General features: G+C 66.3%; 17 protein-coding genes and 1 pseudogene. 5 read left to right on the forward strand and 13 right to left on the reverse strand.

From position 1 onward, the window contains the following. Window positions 1-13 precede the first annotated feature (13 nt). On the forward strand, window positions 14-4,915 hold the full coding sequence (locus ACIPZB_RS12260) for an alpha-2-macroglobulin family protein (protein WP_400640394.1): 4,902 nt from the start codon (window positions 14-16) through the stop codon (window positions 4,913-4,915). A 149-nt stretch (window positions 4,916-5,064) separates the two neighbouring features. Here ACIPZB_RS12260 and ACIPZB_RS12265 read toward each other — a convergent pair whose 3' ends face one another. Then, window positions 5,065-5,358, reverse strand: coding sequence for a hypothetical protein (locus ACIPZB_RS12265; protein WP_008093106.1), 294 nt, complete (start codon window positions 5,356-5,358; stop codon window positions 5,065-5,067). A 76-nt stretch (window positions 5,359-5,434) separates the two neighbouring features. Between ACIPZB_RS12265 and pbpC the strand changes: the two genes are divergently transcribed. Together pbpC and ACIPZB_RS12275 are read left to right on the forward strand one after the other, a co-directional pair. Further along, window positions 5,435-7,789 (forward strand): peptidoglycan glycosyltransferase PbpC, encoded by a 2,355-nt coding sequence (gene pbpC, locus ACIPZB_RS12270; RefSeq protein WP_400640395.1) that lies wholly within the window; start codon window positions 5,435-5,437, stop codon window positions 7,787-7,789. Window positions 7,790-7,879: 90 nt separating this feature from the next. Then, window positions 7,880-9,538: a ShlB/FhaC/HecB family hemolysin secretion/activation protein gene (locus ACIPZB_RS12275; protein WP_400640396.1), complete on the forward strand. Its 1,659-nt coding sequence runs from the start codon at window positions 7,880-7,882 to the stop codon at window positions 9,536-9,538. Window positions 9,539-9,571: 33 nt separating this feature from the next. On the opposite strand, the gene ACIPZB_RS12280 is transcribed toward ACIPZB_RS12275, so the two are convergent. The 8 genes from ACIPZB_RS12280 to ACIPZB_RS12315 form a co-directional block, all read right to left on the reverse strand. Continuing rightward, window positions 9,572-10,354, reverse strand: coding sequence for a response regulator transcription factor (locus ACIPZB_RS12280; RefSeq protein ID WP_400640397.1), 783 nt, complete (start codon window positions 10,352-10,354; stop codon window positions 9,572-9,574). 114 nt (window positions 10,355-10,468) lie between these two features. After that, window positions 10,469-10,939 carry an A24 family peptidase gene (locus ACIPZB_RS12285; protein ID WP_400640398.1) on the reverse strand — a complete coding sequence of 157 codons (471 nt, stop codon included), beginning with the start codon at window positions 10,937-10,939 and terminating at the stop codon, window positions 10,469-10,471. 90 nt (window positions 10,940-11,029) lie between these two features. Further along, entirely contained in the window at window positions 11,030-11,599 is a 570-nt protein-coding gene (locus tag ACIPZB_RS12290; protein WP_008093116.1) for a DUF4136 domain-containing protein, read from the reverse strand. Window positions 11,600-11,618: 19 nt separating this feature from the next. Further along, the gene (locus tag ACIPZB_RS12295) at window positions 11,619-12,266 is read right to left on the reverse strand and encodes a DUF4136 domain-containing protein (RefSeq protein ID WP_400640399.1); all 648 of its coding nucleotides are present in this window, start codon (window positions 12,264-12,266) and stop codon (window positions 11,619-11,621) included. Window positions 12,267-12,287: 21 nt separating this feature from the next. Beyond that, window positions 12,288-13,037, reverse strand: coding sequence for a methyltransferase domain-containing protein (locus tag ACIPZB_RS12300; RefSeq protein WP_008093119.1), 750 nt, complete (start codon window positions 13,035-13,037; stop codon window positions 12,288-12,290). Further along, entirely contained in the window at window positions 13,034-13,339 is a 306-nt protein-coding gene (locus ACIPZB_RS12305) for a MazG-like family protein (protein ID WP_008093121.1), read from the reverse strand. Before ACIPZB_RS12305 ends, ACIPZB_RS12300 begins: the two co-directional genes overlap by 4 nt. 65 nt (window positions 13,340-13,404) lie before the next feature. Beyond that, entirely contained in the window at window positions 13,405-14,256 is an 852-nt protein-coding gene (locus ACIPZB_RS12310) for a MaoC family dehydratase (RefSeq protein WP_400640400.1), read from the reverse strand. Between the two features lie 2 nt (window positions 14,257-14,258). Further along, a complete protein-coding gene (locus ACIPZB_RS12315) occupies window positions 14,259-15,611 on the reverse strand; it encodes a 3-oxoacyl-ACP reductase (protein ID WP_400640401.1) in 1,353 nt (450 codons plus the stop codon). Window positions 15,612-15,729: 118 nt separating this feature from the next. On the opposite strand from ACIPZB_RS12315, the gene ACIPZB_RS12320 reads away from it, so the two are divergent. Then, complete coding sequence (locus ACIPZB_RS12320) at window positions 15,730-17,007, forward strand: acetyl-CoA C-acetyltransferase (RefSeq protein ID WP_400640402.1); 1,278 nt, start codon at window positions 15,730-15,732, stop codon at window positions 17,005-17,007. Window positions 17,008-17,164: 157 nt separating this feature from the next. Beyond that, window positions 17,165-17,944 (forward strand): AraC family transcriptional regulator, encoded by a 780-nt coding sequence (locus tag ACIPZB_RS12325; protein WP_400640403.1) that lies wholly within the window; start codon window positions 17,165-17,167, stop codon window positions 17,942-17,944. A 121-nt stretch (window positions 17,945-18,065) separates the two neighbouring features. On the opposite strand, the gene ACIPZB_RS12330 is transcribed toward ACIPZB_RS12325, so the two are convergent. The 4 genes and pseudogenes from ACIPZB_RS12330 to ACIPZB_RS12345 form a co-directional block, all read right to left on the reverse strand. Then, on the reverse strand, window positions 18,066-18,833 hold the full coding sequence (locus ACIPZB_RS12330; RefSeq protein ID WP_371871994.1) for a methyl-accepting chemotaxis protein: 768 nt from the start codon (window positions 18,831-18,833) through the stop codon (window positions 18,066-18,068). A 90-nt stretch (window positions 18,834-18,923) separates the two neighbouring features. Further along, a pseudogene (locus tag ACIPZB_RS12335) lies at window positions 18,924-20,012 on the reverse strand (cache domain-containing protein); the annotation flags it as partial. 173 nt (window positions 20,013-20,185) lie between these two features. Beyond that, a complete protein-coding gene (cueR, locus tag ACIPZB_RS12340; protein WP_236236647.1) occupies window positions 20,186-20,590 on the reverse strand; it encodes a Cu(I)-responsive transcriptional regulator in 405 nt (134 codons plus the stop codon). Next, window positions 20,587-22,986, reverse strand: coding sequence for a heavy metal translocating P-type ATPase (locus tag ACIPZB_RS12345; protein WP_400640404.1), 2,400 nt, complete (start codon window positions 22,984-22,986; stop codon window positions 20,587-20,589). The genes cueR and ACIPZB_RS12345 overlap by 4 nt, the downstream gene beginning before the upstream one ends. Window positions 22,987-23,021 lie beyond the last annotated feature (35 nt).

The following is a 23,021-nucleotide window of genomic DNA, read 5'->3' on the forward strand; positions in this document are numbered from 1 at the left end:
GAGTTCCCACTCCATGTTCAACAAAGGATTGTTGCTGGCCTGCGCGCTGGCCTTGCTCAGCGCCTGTGACTCCTCGACACCCGACAAGCCCGCCCCTGCCACACAAACGCAGGCGAGCGCGCCGGCCAAGGCCCCGGCTGTCCGGCACGAAGATCCTACCGTGCTCGCCAAGCGCTTTGAGGGCCGTGAACTGAGCGTGCTGGATGCCTCGGAAGTGCAGCTCGACGGCGCCAGCACCCTGTCGGTCAGTTTCTCCGTGCCGCTGGACGCCAAGCAGGACTTCGCCAGCAAAGTGCACCTGGTCGACACGGTGAAGGGCAAGGTCGACGGCGCCTGGGAACTCTCCGATAACCAGATGGAGCTGCGCCTGCGCCACCTGGAGCCACAGCGCAAACTGGTGCTGACGGTCGACAAAGGCCTGCTCGCGGTCAATGGCCAGCCGCTCGCCAGCGAGTCGGTGACACGCCTGGAAACCCGCGACATGCAGCCCACGATAGGCTTCGCCAGCCGTGGCTCGCTGCTGCCCACACGCCTGGCCGAAGGCCTGCCGGTGATCGCCCTGAACGTCGACAAGGTCGATGTCGAGTTCTTCCGGGTCAAGCCAGAGAGCCTGTCGGCGTTCCTGGTCAGCTGGGGCCGCAACAGCAGCCTGTACTACTACCAGTCCAAGGAAACCCTGGACATGGCCGAGCTGGTCTACAGCGGCCGCTTCGATCTCAACCCGGCGCGCAACACCCGTGAAACCGTGCTGCTGCCCATCGCCGGGATCAAGCCGCTGCAGGAACCGGGTGTGTACCTGGCGGTGATGCGCGCGTCTGGCACCTACGATTATTCGCAGCCCGCGACCCTGTTCACCCTCAGCGACATCGGCGTGTCCGCCCACCGCTACCGCGACCGCCTCGATGTCTTCGCCCAGGCCCTGGAAGGCGGCAAGGCACTCAATGGCGTCAACCTCGAACTGCACGACGACAAGGGCAAGCTGCTGGCCCAGGCCAGCACCGACGGCGCGGGCCATGCCCAGCTGCCGATCACTGCCAAGGCCGATACCCTGATCGCCACCCAGGGCGTGCACACCACGCTGCTGCGCCTGAATACCGCGGCCTTGGACCTGGCCGAGTTCGACATCACCGGCCCCCAGGCCAACCCGTTGCAGTTCTTCATTTTCGGCCCCCGCGACCTGTATCGCCCCGGTGAGACCGTGCTGCTCAACGGCCTGCTGCGCGACCAGGACGGCAAGCCGGTCAAGGCCCAGCCGGTCAGCGTGGAAGTGCGTCGCCCCGACGAGCAGGTCAGCCGCAAGTTCGTCTGGGAGGCCGATGGCAATGGCCTGTACCAGTACCCGCTGCAACTGGCGACGGAAGCCCCGACCGGTCGCTGGCAGCTTTTGCTCGACCTGGGTGGCGGACGCAAACAGGTGTACGAGTTCCTCGTCGAAGACTTCCTGCCCGAGCGCCTGGCGCTGGAACTCAAGGGCAGCAGCACGCCGCTCGCACCCGAAGATGCCGCGAACATCCAGGTCACCGGCCGTTACCTGTATGGCGCCCCGGCCGCGGGCAACCGCCTGAGTGGCCAGGCCTACCTGCGGCCCCTGCGCGAGGCGGTGCCGGCACTGCCGGGCTATCAGTTCGGTTCGGTCACCGAGGCCGACCTCAACCAGGACCTGGAGCTGGATGAAGTCACCCTCGATCAGGCCGGCAAGGCCGTGGTCGCTATCGAAAGCCACTGGGCCGAGGCCCGCTCGCCGCTGCAATTGACCGTGCAGGCCAGCCTGCAGGAGTCGGGTGGGCGCCCCATCACTCGGCGCCTGGAGCAACCGATCTGGCCCGCCGAGCGCCTGCCCGGTTTGCGGGGCCTGTTCGAGGGCGAGGAAACCGACAGCGACGGGCCGGTACAATTCGAATTCCTGGTGGCTGACCGTGACGGCCACAAGCTGGCCGCCGACGGCCTCAAGGTGCGCCTGATTCGCGAGCGCCGCGACTACTACTGGAATTACTCGCAGAGCGACGGCTGGAGCTACGCCTACAACGAGAAATTCCTCACCCAGGAAGAACAGACCATCGGCATCGAGGCCGGTGCTACCGCCAAACTCAGCTTCCAGGTGGAATGGGGACCGTACCGGGTAGAAGTGGAAGACCCGCAGACCGGCCTGGTCTCCAGCGAACGCTTCTGGGCCGGTTACCGAGCCCAGGACAACGCCGAAGGCGGTGCGGTGCGGCCAGACCAGGTGAAGCTGGCGCTGGACCAACCGGCCTACGCCGACGGCGCCACCGCCAAAGTGACCGTGACCCCGCCAGCGGCCGGCAGCGGTTACCTGATGGTCGAGTCCAGCGAAGGCCCGCTGTGGTGGCAGGAAATCGAGGTGCCCGCCGAAGGCAAGACCTTCGAGGTGCAGCTGGACAAACAATGGGCCCGCCACGACCTGTACCTCAGCGCCCTGGTGATTCGCCCTGGCGAGCGCAAGGCCAACGCCACGCCAAAACGTGCCGTCGGCGTCCTCCACCTGCCCCTGGCCCGCGCCGAGCGCAAGCTGGCGCTGAGCTTGCAGGCACCGGAGAAGATGCGGCCCAAGCAACCGCTGACGGTCAGTTTCAAGGCCGTCAATGCCGACGGCAGTGTGCCCAGACAGGTGCATGTGCTGCTGTCTGCGGTGGACGTGGGCATCCTCAACATTACCGACTTCAAGACGCCCGACCCCTTCGCCAGCCTGTTCGGCCGCAAGGCCTATGGCGCCGACCAGCTGGACATCTACGGCCAGCTCATCGAAGCCGGCCAGGGCCGCCTGGCCAGCCTGGCGTTCGGTGGCGACGCGGCGATGGCCAAGGGCGGCAAACGGCCGAATACCACGGTAACCATCGTTGCCCAGCAAAGCCTGCCGGTGACCCTGGACGACAAGGGCGAAGGCCAGGCGACGGTCGATATCCCGGACTTCAACGGTGAACTGCGGCTGATGGCCCAGGCCTGGACCGAGGAGCATTTCGGCATGGCCGAAGGCAAGACCGTGGTGGCCGCGCCGCTGATCGCCGAGCTTTCCGCACCGCGCTTCCTCGCCGGTGGCGACCAGACCCGCCTGGCACTGGACCTGGCCAACCTGTCCGGCCGGGCCCAGCAACTGAACGTGGCCATCAGCACCGAAGGCCCGTTGAGCCTGGCGGCGAGCGCCCAGCAAAGCGTGACCCTGGCCGAGGGCCAGCGCACCACGCTGATGATTCCGGTGCAGGCCCAGGGTGGCCTGGGGCAGGGCAAGGTGCAGGTGCGGGTCGATGGCCTGCAGTTGCCAGGTGAGCCGGCCAGTGCCTTCACCCGCGAATGGACCCTGGGCATCCGCCCGGCCTACCCCGCGATGCTCAAGCACTACCGGGTAGCGCTCAAGGAGCAGCCCTGGACGCTGCCAGAAGGTGACCTGGCCGCCTTCGAGCCGGCAGGCCTGGAGGCCAGCCTGGCCCTGTCGAGCCGCCCGCCCTTGAACCTGGCCGAGCAGATCCGCGCCCTCGAAGCCTACCCCTATGGCTGCCTCGAACAGACCGCCAGCGGCCTTTATCCGTCCCTTTACGCCGATGCAGAAAGCCTCGCGCGCCTGGGCATCAAGGGCGAGCCGGCGGCGGTGCGCAAGCGCAAGATCGAGATGGGCATCGAGCACCTGTTGGGCATGCAGCGCTACAACGGCAGCTTTGGCCTGTGGAGTGCCGACAGCGAAGAAGAGTACTGGCTGACCGCCTATGTCACCGACTTCCTTCTGCGCGCTCGCGACCAGGGTTATGGCGTGCCGGCCGAGGCGCTGAAGAAGGCCAACGAGCGCCTGCTGCGCTACCTGCAGGAGCGCAACCTGATCGAGGTGGACTACAGCGAGAACGCCGAGCACACCCGTTTTGCCGTGCAGGCCTATGCCGCATTGGTGCTGGCGCGCAACCAGCAGGCGCCGCTCGGTGCCCTGCGCAGCCTGTTCGATCGACGTGCCGATGCACGCTCCGGCCTGCCGCTGGTGCAACTGGCTGTGGCGCTGGACAAGATGGGCGACAAGCCGCGTTCGCAACAAGCCTTGCAGGCCGGCCTGGGCATCAGCCGCAGCAAGGGCTGGATGGCCGACTACGGCAGCAACCTGCGTGACCAGGCGCTGATCCTGGCGCTGCTGCAGGAAAGCAATCTGGCCAGCGACCAGGTCGACCAGCGCCTGTTCGCCCTGTCCGATGAGTTGGCGGCCAACCGTTGGCTGTCGACACAGGAACGCAACGCCCTGTACCTGGCCGGCCGTGGCCTGCTCGGCAAGCCGGAAGGCCAGTGGAAGGCGCGCCTGGACAGTGCCGGCGAGGTCCGCGAGTTCAGCAATGACGACGCTGGCATGAAGCTCGAAGGCCCGCTGCTGGCCTCGCCTTTGAGCCTGCAGAACCAAAGCGACGCCACGCTCTATCAGCAGCTCACTCTCTCGGGTTACCCACGTCAGGCGCCTGTCGCCGGGGGCAATGGCCTGGAGATCCGCCGCGAGTACCTGGGCATGAATGGCCAGCCACTGGACCTGCAGAACCTGCACAGCGGCGACCTGGTGCTGGTGCACCTGGCACTCAAGGCCCAGGATCGAGTGCCTGACGCACTGGTGGTCGACCTGCTGCCGGCAGGCCTGGAGCTGGAGAACCAGAACCTGGCGCAGAGCGCCGCCAGCCTGGACAACGCCAGCAGCGCAGTGAAGCAATGGCGTGAATCGATGCAGAACGCCAGCGTGGTGCATCAGGAGTTTCGCGATGACCGCTATGTGGCGGCGCTCAAGCTGGACGGCTACGGCACCACCCACCTGCTGTATTTGGCGCGTGCGGTAACGCCGGGCACCTACCGTGTGCCGCCACCGCAAGTGGAGTCGATGTACCGGCCGAACCTGCAGGCAGTGGGGGATGGGCAGGGTGAGATGACGGTGAAGGCGCGATGAGGTTGTAGGAGCGGCCTTGTGTCGCGAAAGGGCCTCGCAGAGGCCCCAAACCAGCGCATGCGGTGCAACAGAAACACCGTGCGCTGGCCTTGCGGCCGCTGCGCGCCCGATCGCGACGCAAGGCCGCTCCTACAATTGGCGGTGCATGCTCAATGGATCACCCAGCTCATCACCCACAAACCCAGCACCAGCCAGATGATCCCGAGGATGATCGAGGCACGCATGAACGCGCGGATCGCCGAATACAGCAGCATCAGGCCGACGATCAGGGCGAGGATGCTGATCAGCGAGGTATCCATGCCCAGCGTGCGTGCCAGCCCATCGATGAAGTTGCCCCCGGCATTGGCCAGCAGGTTGAACAGCCCGCTCAAGGCATCGACGATGAAGCGGATCAATGAACCCAATGCCTGGCCAAGCCACTCGAAAAAACCTTCTACATGCATAGTTGCTTCCTGATGAACAATTCGGCGAGTTGCCGCTTCCAAGCCTTTGGCCATTACCTGGCCAGGTCGGTTCCCGATGCCTAGCTTAGCCCGACCGCGCACCCGCGCGGGCAGGATCCTGCGTACCCTCGCCATCATGCTCGTGCTGCTGTGCGGCCTGCTGTGGCTGGCGGATCGCCTGTGGCCGCTGCCCATGCCGGCAGACGATCTGGCGCGGGTGGTGCTGGCCGAGGACGGCACGCCGTTGTGGCGCTTCGCCGATGCCGAGGGGGTGTGGCGTTACCCGGTCAGCCCCGACGAGGTTTCGCCGTTCTATCTGCAGGCGCTGCTGACCTACGAGGACCGCTGGTTCTACCATCATCCGGGGGTCAACCCGCTGGCGTTGGCGCGGGCGGCGTGGCTGAACCTGCGCGGTGGGCGCGTGGTGTCGGGCGGCAGCACGCTGTCGATGCAGGTGGCACGCCTGCTCGACCCGCACGACCGGACCCTGGCCGGCAAGTTGCGGCAGCTGTGGCGCACGGCGCAGCTGGAGTGGCACCTGTCCAAGCGCGAGATCCTCCAGCTCTACCTCAACCGTGCCCCGTTCGGCGGCACCTTGCAGGGCGTGGCCGCCGCCAGTTGGGCCTATCTGGGCAAGTCGCCCAAGCACCTGACCGCCGCCGAAGCGGCGCTGCTGGCCGTGCTGCCCCAGGCACCGAGCCGTTTGCGCCCGGACCGGCACCCCGCGCGCGCCCAGCGCGCCCGCGACAAGGTGCTGCAGCGCCTGGCCGAGTACCAGGTATGGCCCGCCCAGCAGATCAGCGAAGCCATCGAAGAGCCGCTGTTGCTGGCGCCCCGTCAGGAACCGGCGCTGGCGCCACTGCTGGCGCGGCGGCTGAATACCCCTGACAGCCCGCCGCTGATCCGCACCACCCTGGATGCCGCCTTGCAGCGGCGTCTGGAAGACCTGCTGCTGGGCTGGCGTGCGCGCCTGCCGGAACGCACCTCGGCGGCGATCCTGGTGGTGGATGCGCAGACCATGGCGACGCGGGCCTACCTGGGCTCGATCGACCTGGCTGATGAGCGACGCTTTGGCCATGTCGACATGGTTCGCTCGCTGCGCTCACCGGGTTCGACCCTCAAGCCGTTTCTCTATGGCATGGCCCTGGACGACGGCTTGATCCATTCCGAGTCGCTGCTGCAGGACGTGCCGCGGCGCTATGGCGACTACCGCCCCGGCAATTTCTCGATGGGCTTCAGTGGCCCGGTGTCGGCCAGCTCGGCGCTGGCCCTCTCGCTCAACCTGCCGGCGGTGCAATTGCTCGAAGCCTACGGGCCCAAACGCTTTGCCGCGCAGCTGCGCATGGCCGGCATGCCGTTGGCACTGCCGCCACTGGCCGAACCCAACCTGGCGTTGATTCTGGGCGGCGCCGGTAGCCGCCTGGAGGAACTGGTCGGCGGCTATGCCGCACTGGCCCGGGCCGGCAACAGTGCCCAGGTGCGCTTGCAGCCCCAGGACCCGCTGTTGGAGCGGCGCTTGATGTCGCCGGGGGCGGCGTGGATCATCCGGCGCATTCTCAGCGGCCAGGCGCGGCCGGACCGCGACCCGCATGCCGAGTTGGTGCAACGCCCGCAGCTGGCCTGGAAGACCGGTACCAGCTACGGCTTTCGCGATGCCTGGTCAATCGGCGTCGGCCCGCGCTACCTGATCGGCGTCTGGATCGGCCGGCCTGATGGCACGCCGGTGCCCGGGCAGTTCGGCCTGGGTTCAGCAGCACCGCTGATGCTGCAGGTACATGACTTGCTGAGCAACCGCGACAGCCAGCGCGGGTTGAGCGTCCCGGTCGAGCGCGTGCCCGACAGCGTTGGCGTGGCGGCGATCTGCTGGCCGTTGGGGCAGCCCATGGCGCGCCAGGACCCCAACTGCCGGCGACAGCGCTTCGCCTGGACGCTCGACGGGACTACGCCACCGACCCTGCAGGCGGCCGACCAGCCGCTCGGCCTGGGGTTGCGCGAGCGGGTCTGGGTCAATCCCCAGGGGCTGCGGGTGGATGGCAGTTGCCCAGAGGCCAAGCTGCGCGACATCGCCCTCTGGCCGGCGCCTCTGGAGCCCTGGTTGCCGCGCGCCGAGCAGCGAGCGATGCGGCTGCCGGCGGTGGACCGCAACTGCCCGCCGCAGGTCCCGGCCAGCGCGCCACCGCTGTCGATCGTCGGTGTACGTCCCGGTGACAATCTGCGCCGCCCGGCAAGCAGCACCGAGCCGCTGCAACTGCAGGTGTCGGCCCTTGGCGGCGGTGGTCGGCGCTGGTGGTTCCTCAACGGCCAGCCGCTGGGCGAAACCGAAGGCCAGGGCAGCTTGCTGGTGCGCTTCCAGCAACTCGGGCAGCACGAGCTGAGTGCGCTGGACGAAAGCGGTGCAACGGCGCGGGTGGCCTTCCAGGTGGGTGAGTAGCGTTCGACGTTTGCCGGGGCAGCACCTACGCTTGCTGGTGATGGGTGTGACCGGCGACGCCCCGGTACCCAAGGGATTCTGGAGCACCCTATGCGTCCTCTGGTCGTGCCCCTGATGCTCGTGTTCTGGGCCAACGCGGTTCTTGCCGACCCGTTGCCGGTGTATCTGGACAGCCACGAATATGAACGCCGCCTGCCCAGTGCGAACCTGCCGCTGGATGCCTATCGCCCAGTTGCACCGCAGCTGCAACGGGTGGCCGCTGGCGAGCCTGCTTCGATGTCGATGGCCGAGCGACTGGTGCTGCACAAGGTGCGTTTCGAAGGCGGTACGGTCTACCCGTTGAGCGAGCTGCGTGAGCACTATCAGCCGCTGATGGGCCAATCGATAACCGTGGATGAACTGCAGCGGTTCACCGATCGCCTGACCCAGCGCTACCGCCACGACGGTTTTCCCCTGTCGTTCGGCTACTTGCCGCAGCAGGATCTTGCCGATGGCCGCGCCCACGTGGTGCTGGTGGAAGGCTACATCCGAGACGTCCAGATCGTGGGTGATATCGGCCCCGCGGCGGCCTACTTCGCGCAGTTGGCCGAGCGGCTGAAAACCGAGCGGCCACTGACCGACGCAACGCTCCAGCGCACCCTTGGCCTGATGCAGCGTGTTCCAGGCGTCACCGTGCAGGCCGAGGTGGTCCCGGGTGAAGACGCCGAGGGGGCGGCACGGCTTACCTTGCGTGCATCGCGCAAACCCTTTGCAGCAGCCGTGACCGTGAATGACGGCAGCCGTGAGGATCTGCAGGCGCTGTTCACGGTTTCCAGCAATGCGCAGACGCGTTTTGCCGAGCAGTTGACTGCACGTTTCTTGCTGCCGCCGGGTGATGACCAGGCCCATTACCAACGGCTTGACTACAGCCAGTACCTGGACGCCCAGGGTAGCCAGTTGCTGCTTTCGGCTGCGCGCTATCGCAGCGAACCCGGCACAAGTGTACGCCTGGACGACGGTACCGACCTGGCCCAGCGCATCGAGAGCGAGCGCTATGCGCTCGGCTTCGCACAGCCGCTGATCGTTGCCGCGAATGAATGGGTGAACGTGACCGGGCGTTTCTATTCGGTCAGCGAGCACATCGATGAACGGCGCGGTGGCCAGCGTGAATACGACACCTATGTACGTGCACTGTCATTCGAGGGCGACTGGCGCCAGGCCGAGCCACGGCGCCTGCGCATGGTCAGTGCCGGGGTCTATCAGGGCCTGGATTACCTGGGCGCGCGCAGCGATGCCGACTACGACCTGGACTTCCTGCGCTTTCGACTGGCGGGGCTCCAGGGCGACACCTTGCTGGAAAACTGGCAGGGCGTTGTCTCGGGTGGGCTGTACTGGAGTGATGAGCGCCTGCCCGAGAGCGAGCGGGCGGTGTTCGGTGGGCAGCATTTCGGCCGCGGTTACCCGCGCGACCAGGCCGCAGGGGACAAGGGCTGGGGCGTGGCCTACGAGCTCAACTACAGTATCCGGCCACGCACGGGTTGGCCGCCTGTGCTGCAGCCCTATGCGCTCCTCGACGCCGCCAAGGCCTGGTATAACGGCGGGCCGTTCGAGGATGCCAACCTGAGTTCGGTGGCAATAGGGGTGCGGCTAGCGGACGGCCCCGAGGGCAGCGTTGCGCTGGAAGTGGCCAAACCGCTGGCAGATGTGGCGCTGGACAGCATGAACCGAGCGCCGCGCGTGATGTTGAGCGTTACCTATCAGATGCAATGAGGCCCACAGCGACGTGGCTCATAGCGACGTGGGTCAGTGCGTGATGAAACGCTGGTGCACCGGCGACGAACTCGGCGTCAGCGCCAGGGCCAGTTGCGTGCGGTTGTGCATGTGGGTCAGGCGCAGCACTTGCGAGACGTACAGTTTGACGGTGTTCTCGGTAATGCCCAGCTCGCAGGCAATCTGATAGTTGGTCTTGCCCTTGCTCACCAGCCGGGCCACCTCCAGCTGGCGGGGCGATAGTTTCTCGAACGCGGCGGGCAGTTCGCCTTCAGGCTCCTCGGCATCGGTGGCTCGCCGGTGAACGCCCTGGCCGCGAGCTTTTTCGAGATCCTGGTAAAGCTCGTCGATGGAGCCCGCCAAGTCCTGCAGGCGCTGATTGAGGTTGCCCAGGTCCTGGAAGCTGGCCTTGCGTTCGAGCAGGATCTGCTCCTGGCGGCGCAGGCCTTCGAGCAGTTCGTCGAGGTCCGTGGGTTTCTGGTAATAGTCGGCAAAGCCCTCGCGCAAGGCGCGGATCACGTCCTGCTTGTCGGCGCGGCCGGTGAGCATGATCGCTTCGAACATGCGTTGGCGCCCGGCAATCTCCTTCAACGCCCGAACCAGCTCGATGCCATCGCGTTCGGGCATGTGCAGGTCGCACAGCACCAGGCCGATGGCTTCGTCGGCTATGTAGCGCTCGATGGCTTGGTCGGTTGAAAAGGCGGGAACGCAGGGGTGGCCCTGGCTTTCGAGAAACTCGCACAACTGCTCGACGATCACTTCCTGATCATCGACGACCAGGACTTTCACCGCACTTGATGACTTGTTCACGATCAAACTCCCTGTTCGTATATGGCCCAGCTCCCGGACCAGACGCTCTGGCAGCTTAAAAATAGCCGCTGCAAGCGATTCTGTACAAGGTATGTACAAGCCATCGGACCGCAGGGATGATCATTGGATCCATACAGCGGTAAGAAGAAAGCCGGCGAGCACGTAGGGGACGAAGGCCTGTTTGTCGCCCATCTGCTCGGTCAGGGCCTGCAGGCGCTTCTTCACCTTGGGGTTGAGCAGGGTCCACAGGCGCCTGCGCGTCGCCAGCCACAGCAGCAGGCTGACACCCGCCCCGATGAAGGTGCCGAGCACATATTGCGGGCTGGTGGCCAAGGCCAGGGCGCCCATCAGCTTGACGTCGTCGGCGCCGAAGCGGCCGAGCATGTAGCCGGGCAGGGTCAGCAGCATGACGATGGCCAGGGCCCAGCCGGCCTCGCTGGCGTCGGCGCCGATCCAGCTGTGGCCGGTGACGAACAGCCAGACCAGGGCGCAGGCAGCGGCACCCAGGGTCAGCATGTTGGCGATCTGGCGTTCGCGGATATCTTGTTCAGAGCACAAGGCAAGCCACATCAGGAGAACAATGCTTTGCATTGGCAGTCCTTATTCGTTGATCACCGCTACCCGTTTAGTGAGGTTTCCTAGTCAGGGTAGACGCGAACTGACGAACGGGCTATGCCATCGCTATTTCTTGCTGCCCGGTGGGTAATGGCTCAACACTTCGGCCACGGTGTTGTGGATCGCGCTGTTGCGCTCCTCCGGGCTCGGTGGATAGTTGTTCATGATCTGCTCGGCACTGCCGCGCCAGACCAGCTTGCCGTCATGGCCATCGAACATGTCGACCTGGATGGTCGCCACCTTGTAGTCGACGCTGCGGGTCTCGTTGTACATCGGCCCGCCCCAGTAGCCACCCCAATAGCCACCCCAGCCGCCCCCGTAGTTGGTGGTGATCTGTTGCTGGCGTTGCTCGACGATCAGGTAGGCGCGCACCTTGAGGTCGGCCGGGCTATTGCCCTGGGCCGGGCGCAGGCCGCGCTGGTCGAGCTGATAGTCGACCGCTTGACGGATGCGCTGTTCGGTCAGATCGCTCTTGATGCGCGGATCATCCGGGCGGTATTGCAGGCCCGGCTCCTGCCACGCCCAGCTGCGGTACGCGGCAAAATCGCGGCTGGCGTCGAAATCCTGCTGGACGTTGTGGCTTGAGCAGGCGGCGAGCAGCAACGCGAACGACAGTAGAACAAGGCGGCGCAACATGATGGTTCTCCATTGAACATTAACTGGGAGGATAGCCGCTGAGCGCTTTGTGCACGGATTCGCGCAAGGCGCTTTCGCGCTCGCGCGGTGAGCTCTGGTCGCTGCCGCTTTCGGCGCTCGCGCTCCACACCGGCTCGCCGTTACGGGCATCGAACAGGTCGATGCGCACCACCATCACTTCGACTTCGTAGGTGCGCACGATCGGCACGCTGGCATAGGCGCCGTAGCCGTTGTTGTAGCCACCGACGCCGACACTGCCATAGGGACGCGGGCCGTAGTAGGGGCCGTAATAGGGGTCGTAGGCGTCGTAGTCGCGTACCTGGCGCAGGCGCCGCTCAAGGCGCATGTCGGCACTGACCAGCAGGTCGCCGGTGCTACCCCTGGCGGGGCGCAGTCCATGCTGGTCGAGTGCGCCGCTGACGGCGTCGGCCAGTTGCCCGGGGTCGGCGTCGGCGTTGCCAGTGGGCAGCTGGCCGTCGCGCCAGCTCCAGCTGCGGTAACGTCCATAGTCCCGCGCAGGTGTCGGGTAGGCACTGGCGTCGAAGGTGCTGGCCGCTTGCGCGGGGGCCGGTGGCAGCGGGCGGCTGCTGGCGACGTAGGGGTTGCTCGCCTGGCAAGCGGCCAAGGCGAGCGGCAGCACGGCCAGGCACAACAGACGGTACGGCATTTCTTCCTCCCGGCGGGCGGGTCAGCGGGGGCGGCACATCCAGTGCAGGTAGCGGCCGAGCCCGGCGAAACCTGGGTGACGGCGGTGGGCCAGTTCCATTTCCAGCAGGTCGAGCAGCTCGGCCTTGTCCTGGAATTCCTTGGGCATATAGTCGTGGAACACCCGCACGCCGCTCTCGCTTTCGACGTGCCACATGGATTCAAGTTGCGCCTTGAGCTCCCGTGGATCAAGCGGTTTTTGCGGGGTCAGGCTCTGCTTTTCACCCTGCAGGCGGTTGCTGCGCAGCTTGCGGAAATGGCCCTTGAGCAGGTTGCGGTAGACCAGCGCATCACGGTTGTAGAAGGCCAGCGACAGCCAGCCACCGGTGGCGGTCAGCTGGTGCAGTACCGGCAGGATGCTTTCCGGCTCGGCCAGCCATTCGAGCACGGCGTGGCACAGCACCAGGTCGTAGGGTTCGGTGAGCTGGCCGAGCAGATCCTGCCACGGCGCCTGAATGAAAGTGGCGGGCTGGCCGGCTTCGGCAAAGCGCGCGCGGGCGCCTTCGAGCATCGGCGCGGCCGGTTCGGCCAGGGTCACGTGGTGGCCGCGCTGGGCCAGCCAGAGCGCCATGTGGCCGAGCCCGGCACCAATGTCGAGCACCCGCAGCGGGCGGTCGGGCAGGGCTTCGGCCAGGTCGGCCTGGAGCACGGCCAGGCGGATGGCGCCCTTGGCGCCGCCGTAGATCTTTTCGGCGAAACGGGTGGCCAGTTCATCGAAGTGACGGTCGTTCATCGGGCGAAGCGCCTCTCGCTGTCGGCAAGCTTCGCCCGTACCACTTGCTCCATGTCCAGGCCCAGCTCGCTGCACAGCAGCAACAGGTAGAGGATCACGTCACCGACCTCCTGGCCGGCATGGGCGAGCTGATCAGCAGGCAGCTGGCGCGATTGCTCCTCGCTCAGCCACTGGAAGATTTCCACCAGCTCGGCCATTTCCACGCTGGCAGCCATGGCCAGATTCTTCGGGCTGTGGAAGCCGCGCCAGTCGTTGTTGTCGCGGATCCGGTGCAGGCGTTCGGTGAGTTCTTGCAGGTTCATCGGGGGTCTCCTAATGCCGCATAGCTTCGGCGCAGGCCCGATGCAAATCAAGTGGATTCGGGGCGCTAGAGCGTTTCCCAGCGCCCGACCATGTGCACCAGCTCGCCATGCCCATCGAGCCGCAGTTCCCCTGCAGGGCCTGGCGCGCTGGCACTGAGCACCACCTCCGACGGCAGGCGTACGGGTTTACGGAAATCCACCTCGAACGCGTATCGGCTGTTGGGCAGGTGGGTACGCAGCGCCGCCAGTGCCATGGCCTTGCTCCACATGCCATGGGCGATCGCCTTGGGAAAACCGAACAACCGTGCGCTGGCCGTACTCAGGTGGATCGGGTTGTAGTCGCCGCAGACCTTGGCGTAGCGCCGGCCGATATCACTGTCGGCGTACCAGCGGGTGGCTTCTGGCAAGGGCTCAGGCGCGTTGTCTTCGCTGGCGTCGGGCTGGCCATCGAGGTGTAGGCCACGCACCAGCATGCGGCTGGTCTCGCGCCAGAGCAGGCCGAGCGCATCTTCGGCTTCGGTGACCAGGTCGAAGGTGCCGCCCTTGGCGTGCGCCTGCAGGTTGTCGGCGAACACTGCAAAGCGCAGCCCGTCGATGCCGCCCAATGGGCGCAGTACCTCGATGCGATTGTGCAGGTGAACCAGGCCGAGCAATGGGAATGGGAAGTCGTGGGCTGTCAGCAGTTGCAGCTGCAGCGTGAAGGCCATCACATGCGGGTAAGTGCCGGGCAGTCGCCCATCGTCGGTGAAGTGACAAAGCCGGCGATAGGCGGCCAGGTTGTCGGGCTGCACGCGAATGAAGCAGCGCAGGCCAGCGGTCGGTAGCGTGCTGCCGCTGATCTTGCGTTTGCTGGCCGCGCGCAGGTAGAGGCTGGCGCGTGAGTCGGGGCTGTGCAGGTCGTGCCATTGTCGGTTCATGCTCATGCCCCCATCAATGCCTGGCCGCAAACCCGCAGCACTTGCCCGTTGACGGCGCCGGACCCTGGCTGGCTGAGCCAGGCGATGGCTTCGGCGACATCCTGTGGGCGCCCGCCCTGGCCCAGCGAGCTCAAGCGCCGCCCGGCCTCGCGCAGGCCCATGGGCATGGCGGCGGTCATGTGCGTCTCGATGAAACCCGGGGCCACCGCGTTGATGCTGCCGCCACGGTCGGCGAGCTTCGGCGCCCAAGCCTGGGCGAAGCCGATCAGCCCGGCCTTGCTGGCCGCATAGTTGGCCTGACCACGGTTGCCGGCGATGCCGCTGACCGAAGCCAGCAGGGTGATACGTGCGTCGGCGCCCAGCGCGCCGCCGTCATAAAGGGCCTGGGTCAATACCTGCGGGGCCTTGAGGTTGACCGCCATGACCGCGTCCCAGTATTCCGGGGTCATGTTGGCCAGGGTCTTGTCGCGGGTGATGCCGGCGTTGTGCACGACGATATCGATGCCGCCGGGCAGGGCTTCGAGCAGCTGCGCGGCGGCGTCGCCGGCGCAGATGTCCAGGCCCAGGGCCTTGCCGCCCAGGCGGGCTGCCAGGGCGTCGAGGTCCTGTTGCGCCTGCGGCACGTCCAGCAGCATGACCTCGGCACCGTCGCGGGCCAGGGTTTCGGCGATGGCGGCGCCGATCCCCCGCGCCGCGCCGGTGACCAGCGCACGCTGGCCTGCCAGCGGCCGGGTCCAGTCTTCGACCTGCTCGGCGCAGGGGTCAAGGCGCAGTACCTGCCCGGAAATGAATGCGCTCTTGGGCGACAGGAAGAAGCGCAAGGCCCCTTCGAGCTGGTTTTCGGCACCGTTGGCGATGTAGAGCAGCTGCGCCGTGGCGCCGTTGCGCAGCTCCTTGGCCAGTGACCGGCTAAAGCCCTCCAGGGCACGCTGGGCAACGCTGGCCAGTGGGTCGTCGAGCTGCTCTGGCGCACGCCCGAGGATGACCACATGGGCGCAAGCGGCCAGGCTGCGCAGCAAGGGCTGGAAGAACTCGCGCAACTGCTTCAGCGCGTCGCTGTCGGACAAGTGGCTGGCATCGAACACCACGGCCTTGATCTTCGGCCCCAGGCCGGCGACCCACGCGGGGGCCTGCAAGCCTTCGCCATTGAAGCTGTAGCATTCGTCGGTCAGGCGCGGGGCGATGGCTTCGACGGTGTTCGCCAACGGCCCGCCGCCCAGCACCAGCGCGCCCTCTACAGGGCGCAGGCGGCCCGCCTGCCAGCGCTCCAGCGGCGCCGGGCGCGGCAGGCCAAGGGCATCGACCAGGCGACGGCCGAGGTTGGAGTTGGCAAAGCCGATATAGCGGTCGCTCATGTGCGGGACTCCCTGAAGGCAAGCTTGCAAGTGTGGACCAACTTTGTGGCAAGGTCGTTCGAATGCGGCAAAAACACCTAGGCTGTACGGACCGAATGGTTTCAGGAGGAATCCACGCATGCGTTCACTTCGCCGGGTCGCGATCCTGGGCGGCAACCGAATTCCCTTCGCCCGCTCCAACGGCGCTTACGCCACTGCCAGCAACCAGGCGATGCTCACTGTCACTCTCGAGGGCCTGATCGAGCGTTATCGACTGCATGGGCTGCGCTTGGGCGAGGTGGTGGCGGGCGCGGTGCTCAAGCACTCGCGCGACATGAGCCTGACACGCGAATGCGTGCTCGGGTCGCGCCTGTCGCCACAGACGCCTGCCTACGACATCCAGCAGGCCTGTGGCACTGGCCTTGAGGCCGCGCTGCTGGTGGCCAACAAGATTGCCCTGGGGCAGATCGACAGCGGCATCGCGGGGGGCGTGGACACTACGTCCGATGCGCCGATCGCGGTCAATGAGGGGCTGCGTCGCATCCTGCTGCAGGCCAACCGCGGCAAGACCCTCGGCGAGCGGCTCAAGCCATTCCTGCAACTGCGCCCCGGCCACCTGAAGCCCGAACTGCCGCGCAACGGCGAGCCACGCACCGGGCTGTCGATGGGCGAGCACTGCGAACGCATGGCGCAGACTTGGCAGATCGACCGCGCCGCGCAAGATGAATTGGCCCTGCTCAGCCACCAGCGGTTGGCGGCGTCCTACACCGACGGCTGGCAGGACGACCTGGTTACGCCGTTCCTGGGGCTGGCGCGCGACAACAACCTGCGGCCAGACCTGAGCCTGGAGCAACTCGGCAAGCTCAAGCCGGCGTTCGACCACAGTGGCCTGGGCACGCTGACCGCGGGCAACTCCACGCCACTGACCGATGGCGCCTCGCTGGTGCTGTTGGGCACGCCGGAGTGGGCCCAGGCGCAGGGGCTGGAGGTGCTGGCCTACCTGGTCGATGGCGAAACGGCGGCGGTGGATTTCGTCAAAGGCCAGGAAGGGCTGTTGATGGCGCCGGTCTACGCCGTGCCGCGCTTGCTGGCACGCAATGGCCTGAGCCTGCAGGACTTCGATTACTACGAGATTCACGAAGCCTTCGCAGCCCAGGTGTTGTGCACCCTCAAGGCCTGGGAGGATGCCGAGTACTGCCGCACGCGCCTGGGGCTGGAGACACCGCTAGGGGCCATCGACCGCAGCAAGCTCAACGTCAAGGGCAGCTCGCTGGCGGCCGGGCATCCGTTTGCCGCGACTGGGGGACGGATTCTGGCCAATCTGGCCAAGCTGCTTGCCAAGGCGGGCAAGGGGCGCGGGTTGATTTCGATCTGCGCGGCGGGGGGGCAGGGTGTAACGGTGATTGTCGAGCGTTGATACCGCGTCGGCCCTTTCGCCGGCAAGCCGGCTCCCACAGGGGCAGCGCAAGCCTTGAGGCATGTGGGTTACCTGTGGGAGCCGGCTTGCCGGCGAAGGGGGCGACATGGCGCCTACAGGTGTTAGGCTTGTCTGGTCAGAACTATAAGAAACCGTCATGCCGAGCATCGGACATCCCCGCGCCATCCCTGCCCTGGACCACCTGCCCAGGCCGCTTTATGCCCGTGCCGAAAGCCTGGGCGCTGGCTCCTGGACCACCTGCCACCGCCATGACTGGGTACAGTTTTCCTATGCCATCAGCGGCGTACTGGGCGTGTACACCCGCGATGGTAGCTACTTCGCCCCGCCGCAGTGGGGTGTGTGGATTCCGGCCGATGCCGAGCATGAAGTGGTAACGACCGGGCAGGCCGAAATGCGCAGCCTGTATATCCGCCGCGATGCCTGCGCGTGGGCGCCGACGCAGTGCCGGGTACTGGAAGTAACGCCCCTGGCGCGGGAGCTGATCAAGCAGTTCTGCCTGTACCCGGCGCATTACCCGGAAGGTGACAGTGTCGAAGCGCGCCTGGTGGCGGTGCTGCTCGACCAGCTGCGCAGGCTGCCCGAAGTGGGCTTCTCGCTGCCGCTGCCCCGTCATCCGGGGTTGCTGGCGTTGTGCAATGGCCTGATTGCCGCGCCGGACCAGGTGCAGACGCTGCAGCAGTGGGCGCTGCAGTTGGGATGCTCGGAGAAGACCTTGATGCGCTTGTTCCAGCGGGAAACCGGGTTGAGCTTTCGCAATTGGCGGCAGAGGATGCGGCTGTTGTCGTCGCTGGCATTGCTGGAGGCGGGGGAGAGTGTGACCGACGCGGCGCTGGGGTGTGGCTATGACTCGACCTCCGCTTATATCGCTGCCTTCAAGCAGTTGTTTGGGGCCACGCCGGGGGAGTTGAAATTGTAGGGTGCCTGTAGCGGCCCTATCGCCGGCAAGCCGGCTCCCACAGGTAACCCACATGTCTTGAGGCTTGTGTTGTACCTGTGGGAGCCGGCTTGCCGGCGATAGGGCCAGTACAGGTTGCCGATCAGGTGCGGAACCGCCGCACCAGCGAATCCAGTTCGTTGGACAACCCGGCCAGGCTCTCTGAATCCTGCCGCGCCGCCTGGGCCAACTCGGCCACCAGCTGTGCATCGCCATGAATCTGGCTGATATGGCGGTTGATGTCCTCGGCCACCTGGTGCTGTTCCTCCGCCGCCGTGGCGATCTGGGTGTTCATGTCGCGAATGATGTCCACCGACTCGCGGATCTGGCCAAAGCTGTCGCGGGCCAGGCCAATGCGGCTGACGGACTGCTGGGACACCTCAAGGCTCGCATGCATCTGCTCGGCCACCTCGGCGGTGCGGCTGGCCAGGTTGCCGAGCAGGCCATCGATTTCGGCGGTCGAGTCGGCGGTGCGCTTGGCCAGGGCTCGTACCTCGTCGGCCACCACGGCAAAGCCGCGGCCTTGTTCGCCGGCCCTGGCGGCCTCGATCGCGGCGTTCAACGCCAGCAGGTTGGTCTGCTCGGCAATCGAACGGATGGTGCCGAGGATCGACTGAATGGCGTTGCTGTCACGCTCCAGTTGCTGGATCGACTGCGCCGACTGTTCGATCTCCTGGCTCAGGCGGTCGACACTGTGCACCGCCGCATCGATCTGCTGCTGGCCTTCGCGAGCTTGTTGCTGGCCACTGTCGGCCGATTGCGCAGCCTGGCTGCAGGAGCGCGCGACTTCGTTGGCGGTGGCGACCATTTCGTGGAAGGCGGTGGACACCATGTCCACGGCTTCGCGCTGGCGCCCGGCGGCCTCGGCCATGTCGCTGGACACCCGGGTCGAGCTGCTGGAAGTGCTGAGAATCTTGCTGGCGGCCGAGCCGATGTGCTGGATCAGGCTGCGGATGGCGCCAAGGAACTGGTTGAACCAGCTGGCCAGCTGCGCGGTTTCGTCCCGGCCGCGTACATCGAGGTTGCGGGTCAGGTCGCCTTCACCCTGGGCAATGTCTTCCAGGCCGCTGGTGACGCTGTTGATCGGGCGCACGATGAGCTTGGCGAAGGCGGCGCCGACCACGGCGAACAGTGCTGCCAGTACCAGTGCGATGGTGCCGATGAGCCAGGTCAGGCGGGTGGTGGTTTGCATCACTTCGCCTTGCTGAATCAGGCCGATGAAGGTCCAGCCGAGCTTCTCGTCGGGGTAGACGTTGGCCATGTAGCGCACCCCGCCCAGGTCGACTTCGACCAGGCCCTTGCCGGCCTTGGCCAGCTCGGCGTAGCCGTCACCGAAGCTCGCCAGTTGCTTGAAGTTGTGGCTGGCGTCGCGCGGGTCGACCATCACGTTGCCGTTGTTTTCCATGAGGATCAGGTAGCCGCTTTCGCCCAGCTTGATCTGCCGAACGATCTCGGTCAGGCCCTTGAGCGACACATCGATGTTGACCACGCCACCGGGGTTGCCGAGCGGGTTGGCCACGGCGCGCACGGTACTGACCAGCACCGCATCATCGCCCGCCCAGTAGTACGGGGCCGTGCGCAGGGTCTTGCCGGGGTTGGCCATGGCCGTCTGGTACCAGGGGCGGGTACGCGGGTCGTAGTTGCTCATGCTCGGGTCGCCTGGCCAGAACGCGTAGCCGCCGTCCTTCAGGCCATAGGACACGTAGGCATAGTCCGAATGGCTGTTGGCCAGGCGGGTGAACAGTTCGAACAGCGCTTTGTCGTGTTCACCGGGGGCGATTTGCGCGGCATCGGCACTGATGTGCTTCTTGATGTCGGCGCCCGCGCCGGTGACTTCTGGCAGGCTGGCCAGGTAGTCGACGTTCTGGGTGATGCCCTGGAAGAACAGGTTCATGGCATTGCTGACCTGGCGGATCTCGCGGCTGCTGCTGTCGAGAAATCCATCGCGGGCTTCGCCGCGCAGGTTGATGACCACTAAAGTGGCCACGAGGACGATGGGCAAGGCGGCGATGACCGCGAATGCCCAGGTCAGTTTCTGTTTGATGTTCATCGACGCTCCCGGAGATTGTTTTTATCGACACGCGATGCTCAGGGCATCGGCAGCGTCCGGGATTTTTTGAGCGCAAATGCCCGTATTTATTGGGCGAAGCCGCATTTGGCGACTATTCGGTCGGCTTCAGGCTAATATGGCATACCAATTACTTGGCCACCTGGCCAGGCACGTCAATGGCAGCACTCGCCGCCGTTGGCCAGGTCCTTGAGAATCGGGCAGTCGGGCCGGTCGTTGCCCTGGCAGTGGGCGGCCAGTTCGCTCAAGGTATCGCGCAAGCTGACCAACTCCTCGATGCGCCGGTTCAGCTCATCGATGTGCTGCACGGCCAGTGCCTTGACGTCGGCGCTGGCGCGCTGGCGGTCCTGCCACAGGGTCAGCAGCTTGCCCACTTCCTCCAGAGAAAAGCCCAGGTCGCGGGAGCGCTTGATGAACGCCAGGCTGTGCAGGTCCTGCGGCTGGTACAGGCGGTAGCCGCTGTCGCTGCGGGTGGCCGGCTTGAGCAGGCCGATGGACTCGTAGTAGCGGATCATCTTGGTGCTGAGCCCGCTGCGGCGGGCGGCCTGGCCGATGTTCATGGGGCCTCCTGCGAGGTGCTAGTGGGTTTCCAGGTTTTCAGCCACAAGGCATTGCTCACCACGCTGACACTGGACAGGGCCATGGCGGCGCCGGCCAGCACCGGGTTCAGGTAACCCATTGCGGCCAGGGGAATACCAATCAGGTTATAGATGAATGCCCAGAACAGGTTCTGGCGGATTTTCGCGTAGGTCTTGCGGCTGATTTCCAATGCGGCGGGTACCAGGCGCGGATCGCCGCGCATCAGCGTGATGCCGGCGGCCTGCATGGCCACGTCGGTGCCGCCGCCCATGGCGATGCCGATATCGGCGGCGGCCAGGGCCGGGGCATCGTTGATGCCATCGCCGACCATCGCCACCACGCCGTCCTGTTTCAACGCGGCGACGGTGGCGGCCTTGTCGGCCGGCAGCACTTCGGCATACACGTCGTCGATGCCGAGGCGGTCGGCCACCACCTTGGCGCTGCCGCGGTTGTCGCCGGTCAGCAGATGGCTGCTGATGTGTTGTTCATGCAAGGTGCTGATCGCTTGCTCGGCACCGGGCTTGAGGCTGTCGCCGAAGGCGAACAGGCCCAGTACACGGGGCTGCGCACCACGTTCGATCAGCCACGACAGGGTGCGGCCTTCGGCTTCCCAGGCCCGCGCCATGGGGGCTAGCGCAGCGGGTTGCAGGCCGCTTTCATCGAGCAGGCGGCGATTGCCCAGGGCCAGTTCGCGCCCTTCCACCCGCCCGGCGATGCCGCGACCGGTGAGCGACTGACTGTCGGCCACCGGCGGAACGTCGAGGCCTTGCTCGGCGCAGGCTTGCAGAACCGCTTTGGCCAGCGGGTGCTCGCTGCCACGTTGCAAGGCACCGGCCAGACGGTGCAGCTCGGCGCCATCGCCGGCCAGCGCCTGGCTGTGCACCACCCGTGGGCTGCCCGAGGTGAGCGTGCCGGTCTTGTCGAATACCACACGGTTCACTGCATGGGCGCGCTCCAGGGCTTCGGCGTCCTTGATCAGGATGCCGTGGCGCGCGGCGACGCCGGTGCCGGCCATGATCGCGGCGGGCGTGGCCAGGCCCAGGGCACAGGGGCAGGCAATCACCAGGACGGCGACCGCGTTGATCAGCGCGGTCTCCAGCGGCGCACCGGCCAGCCACCAGCCGACCAGGGTGATCATCGCCAGCACCAGTACCGCAGGGACGAACACTTGGCTGACCCGGTCAACCAGCTTCTGGATCGGCGCCTTGGCCGCCTGAGCGTCTTCGACCAGGCGGATGATGCGGGCCAGTACGGTTTCAGTGCCCACGGCCTGGGTACGCACCAGCAGCCGGCCTTCACCGTTGATGGCGCCGCCGGTGACGCTGTCACCGGGTTGCTTGGGCACGGGCAGGCTCTCACCGCTGATCAAGGCTTCGTCGGCATGGCTGCTGCCTTCCACCACTTCACCATCCACCGGGAAGCGTTCGCCAGGTTTGACCAGCACCAGGTCATCGAGGCGCAGTAGGGCGATCGCCACGTCCTCTTCACGGCCGTCGACCAGGCGCACGGCGCGCTCGGGGCGCAGGGCTTCCAGCGCGCGGATGGCGCTGGCGGTCTGGCGTTTGGCGCGGCTTTCCAGGTATTTGCCGAGCAGCACCAGGGCGATCACCACTGCCGAAGCTTCGAAATAAAGGTGAGGTTCGCTGCCAGCAGAGGCTTGCGCCCATTGGTACAGGCTCAGGCCATAACCGGCGCTGGTGCCCAGGGCCACCAGCAGGTCCATGTTGCCGGCACCGGCGCGCACCGCTTTGTAGGCCGCCACATAGAAGCGTGCGCCAAGGATGAACTGCACCGGCGTGGCCAGCAGGAACTGCGCCCAGGCAGGCAACATCCAGTGCAGGCCGAACGGTTGCACCAGCATCGGCAGCACCAGCGGCAGCGCCAGCAGCAGGGCGGCACCGACCGCCAGGCGTTCCTTGCGCAGGCGCCGTTGGGCAGCCTGCTGATCATCCTGGCGCGCCTGTGGCAGGCTGGCGTTGTAGCCGGCTTTCTCGACGGCGGCGATCAACAGTTGGTCATCGAGGGCCTGAAGCACTTCGAGGTGGGCGCGTTCACTGGCCAGGTTGACGCTGACCTGCTCGACCCCCGGCAATTTGCCCAGGGCCCGTTCGACCCGGCCAACGCAGCTGGCGCAAGTCATGCCGCCGATCTGCAGCTCTACGGTGCGGGTCGGCACGCCATACCCTGCGTCGCGCACGGCGTCGACCAGGGCTGGGAGGCTGCCGGCCGGGGCCTGGACGCGGGCCTGTTCGGTGGCGAGGTTGACGCTGACCTGTTCGGCGCCGCTGACTTTGCGCAGGGCGCGCTCGACACGGCCAGCACAGCTGGCGCAGGTCATGCCGGAAATCGGCAAGTCGAAAGTGGTGGATGCTGACATGGCTTTCCTCCTTGGACAGGCCTCCAGCATCAACC

The sequence above is a fragment of the Pseudomonas sp. NPDC089396 genome (assembly GCF_044749545.1).
Lineage (GTDB): Bacteria > Pseudomonadota > Gammaproteobacteria > Pseudomonadales > Pseudomonadaceae > Aquipseudomonas.

What these genes read in the sequence shown, in the direction of transcription:
- ACIPZB_RS12305 (WP_008093121.1), bottom strand. Translation starts at nt 13,339, where the DNA reads ATGAACCTGCAAGAACTCACCGAACGCCTGCACCGGATCCGCGACAAC.
- ACIPZB_RS12315 (WP_400640401.1), bottom strand. Translation starts at nt 15,611, where the DNA reads ATGAGCGACCGCTATATCGGCTTTGCCAACTCCAACCTCGGCCGTCGC.
- ACIPZB_RS12330 (WP_371871994.1), bottom strand. Translation starts at nt 18,833, where the DNA reads ATGGCCGAGGCCGCCGGGCGCCAGCGCGAAGCCGTGGACATGGTGTCC.
- ACIPZB_RS12300 (WP_008093119.1), bottom strand. Translation starts at nt 13,037, where the DNA reads ATGAACGACCGTCACTTCGATGAACTGGCCACCCGTTTCGCCGAAAAG.
- ACIPZB_RS12275 (WP_400640396.1), top strand. Translation starts at nt 7,880, where the DNA reads ATGCGTCCTCTGGTCGTGCCCCTGATGCTCGTGTTCTGGGCCAACGCG.
- ACIPZB_RS12310 (WP_400640400.1), bottom strand. Translation starts at nt 14,256, where the DNA reads ATGAACCGACAATGGCACGACCTGCACAGCCCCGACTCACGCGCCAGC.
- cueR (WP_236236647.1), bottom strand. Translation starts at nt 20,590, where the DNA reads ATGAACATCGGCCAGGCCGCCCGCCGCAGCGGGCTCAGCACCAAGATG.
- ACIPZB_RS12265 (WP_008093106.1), bottom strand. Translation starts at nt 5,358, where the DNA reads ATGCATGTAGAAGGTTTTTTCGAGTGGCTTGGCCAGGCATTGGGTTCA.
- ACIPZB_RS12285 (WP_400640398.1), bottom strand. Translation starts at nt 10,939, where the DNA reads ATGCAAAGCATTGTTCTCCTGATGTGGCTTGCCTTGTGCTCTGAACAA.
- ACIPZB_RS12295 (WP_400640399.1), bottom strand. Translation starts at nt 12,266, where the DNA reads ATGCCGTACCGTCTGTTGTGCCTGGCCGTGCTGCCGCTCGCCTTGGCC.
- ACIPZB_RS12260 (WP_400640394.1), top strand. Translation starts at nt 14, where the DNA reads ATGTTCAACAAAGGATTGTTGCTGGCCTGCGCGCTGGCCTTGCTCAGC.
- ACIPZB_RS12325 (WP_400640403.1), top strand. Translation starts at nt 17,165, where the DNA reads ATGCCGAGCATCGGACATCCCCGCGCCATCCCTGCCCTGGACCACCTG.
- pbpC (WP_400640395.1), top strand. Translation starts at nt 5,435, where the DNA reads ATGCCTAGCTTAGCCCGACCGCGCACCCGCGCGGGCAGGATCCTGCGT.
- ACIPZB_RS12320 (WP_400640402.1), top strand. Translation starts at nt 15,730, where the DNA reads ATGCGTTCACTTCGCCGGGTCGCGATCCTGGGCGGCAACCGAATTCCC.
- ACIPZB_RS12345 (WP_400640404.1), bottom strand. Translation starts at nt 22,986, where the DNA reads ATGTCAGCATCCACCACTTTCGACTTGCCGATTTCCGGCATGACCTGC.
- ACIPZB_RS12290 (WP_008093116.1), bottom strand. Translation starts at nt 11,599, where the DNA reads ATGTTGCGCCGCCTTGTTCTACTGTCGTTCGCGTTGCTGCTCGCCGCC.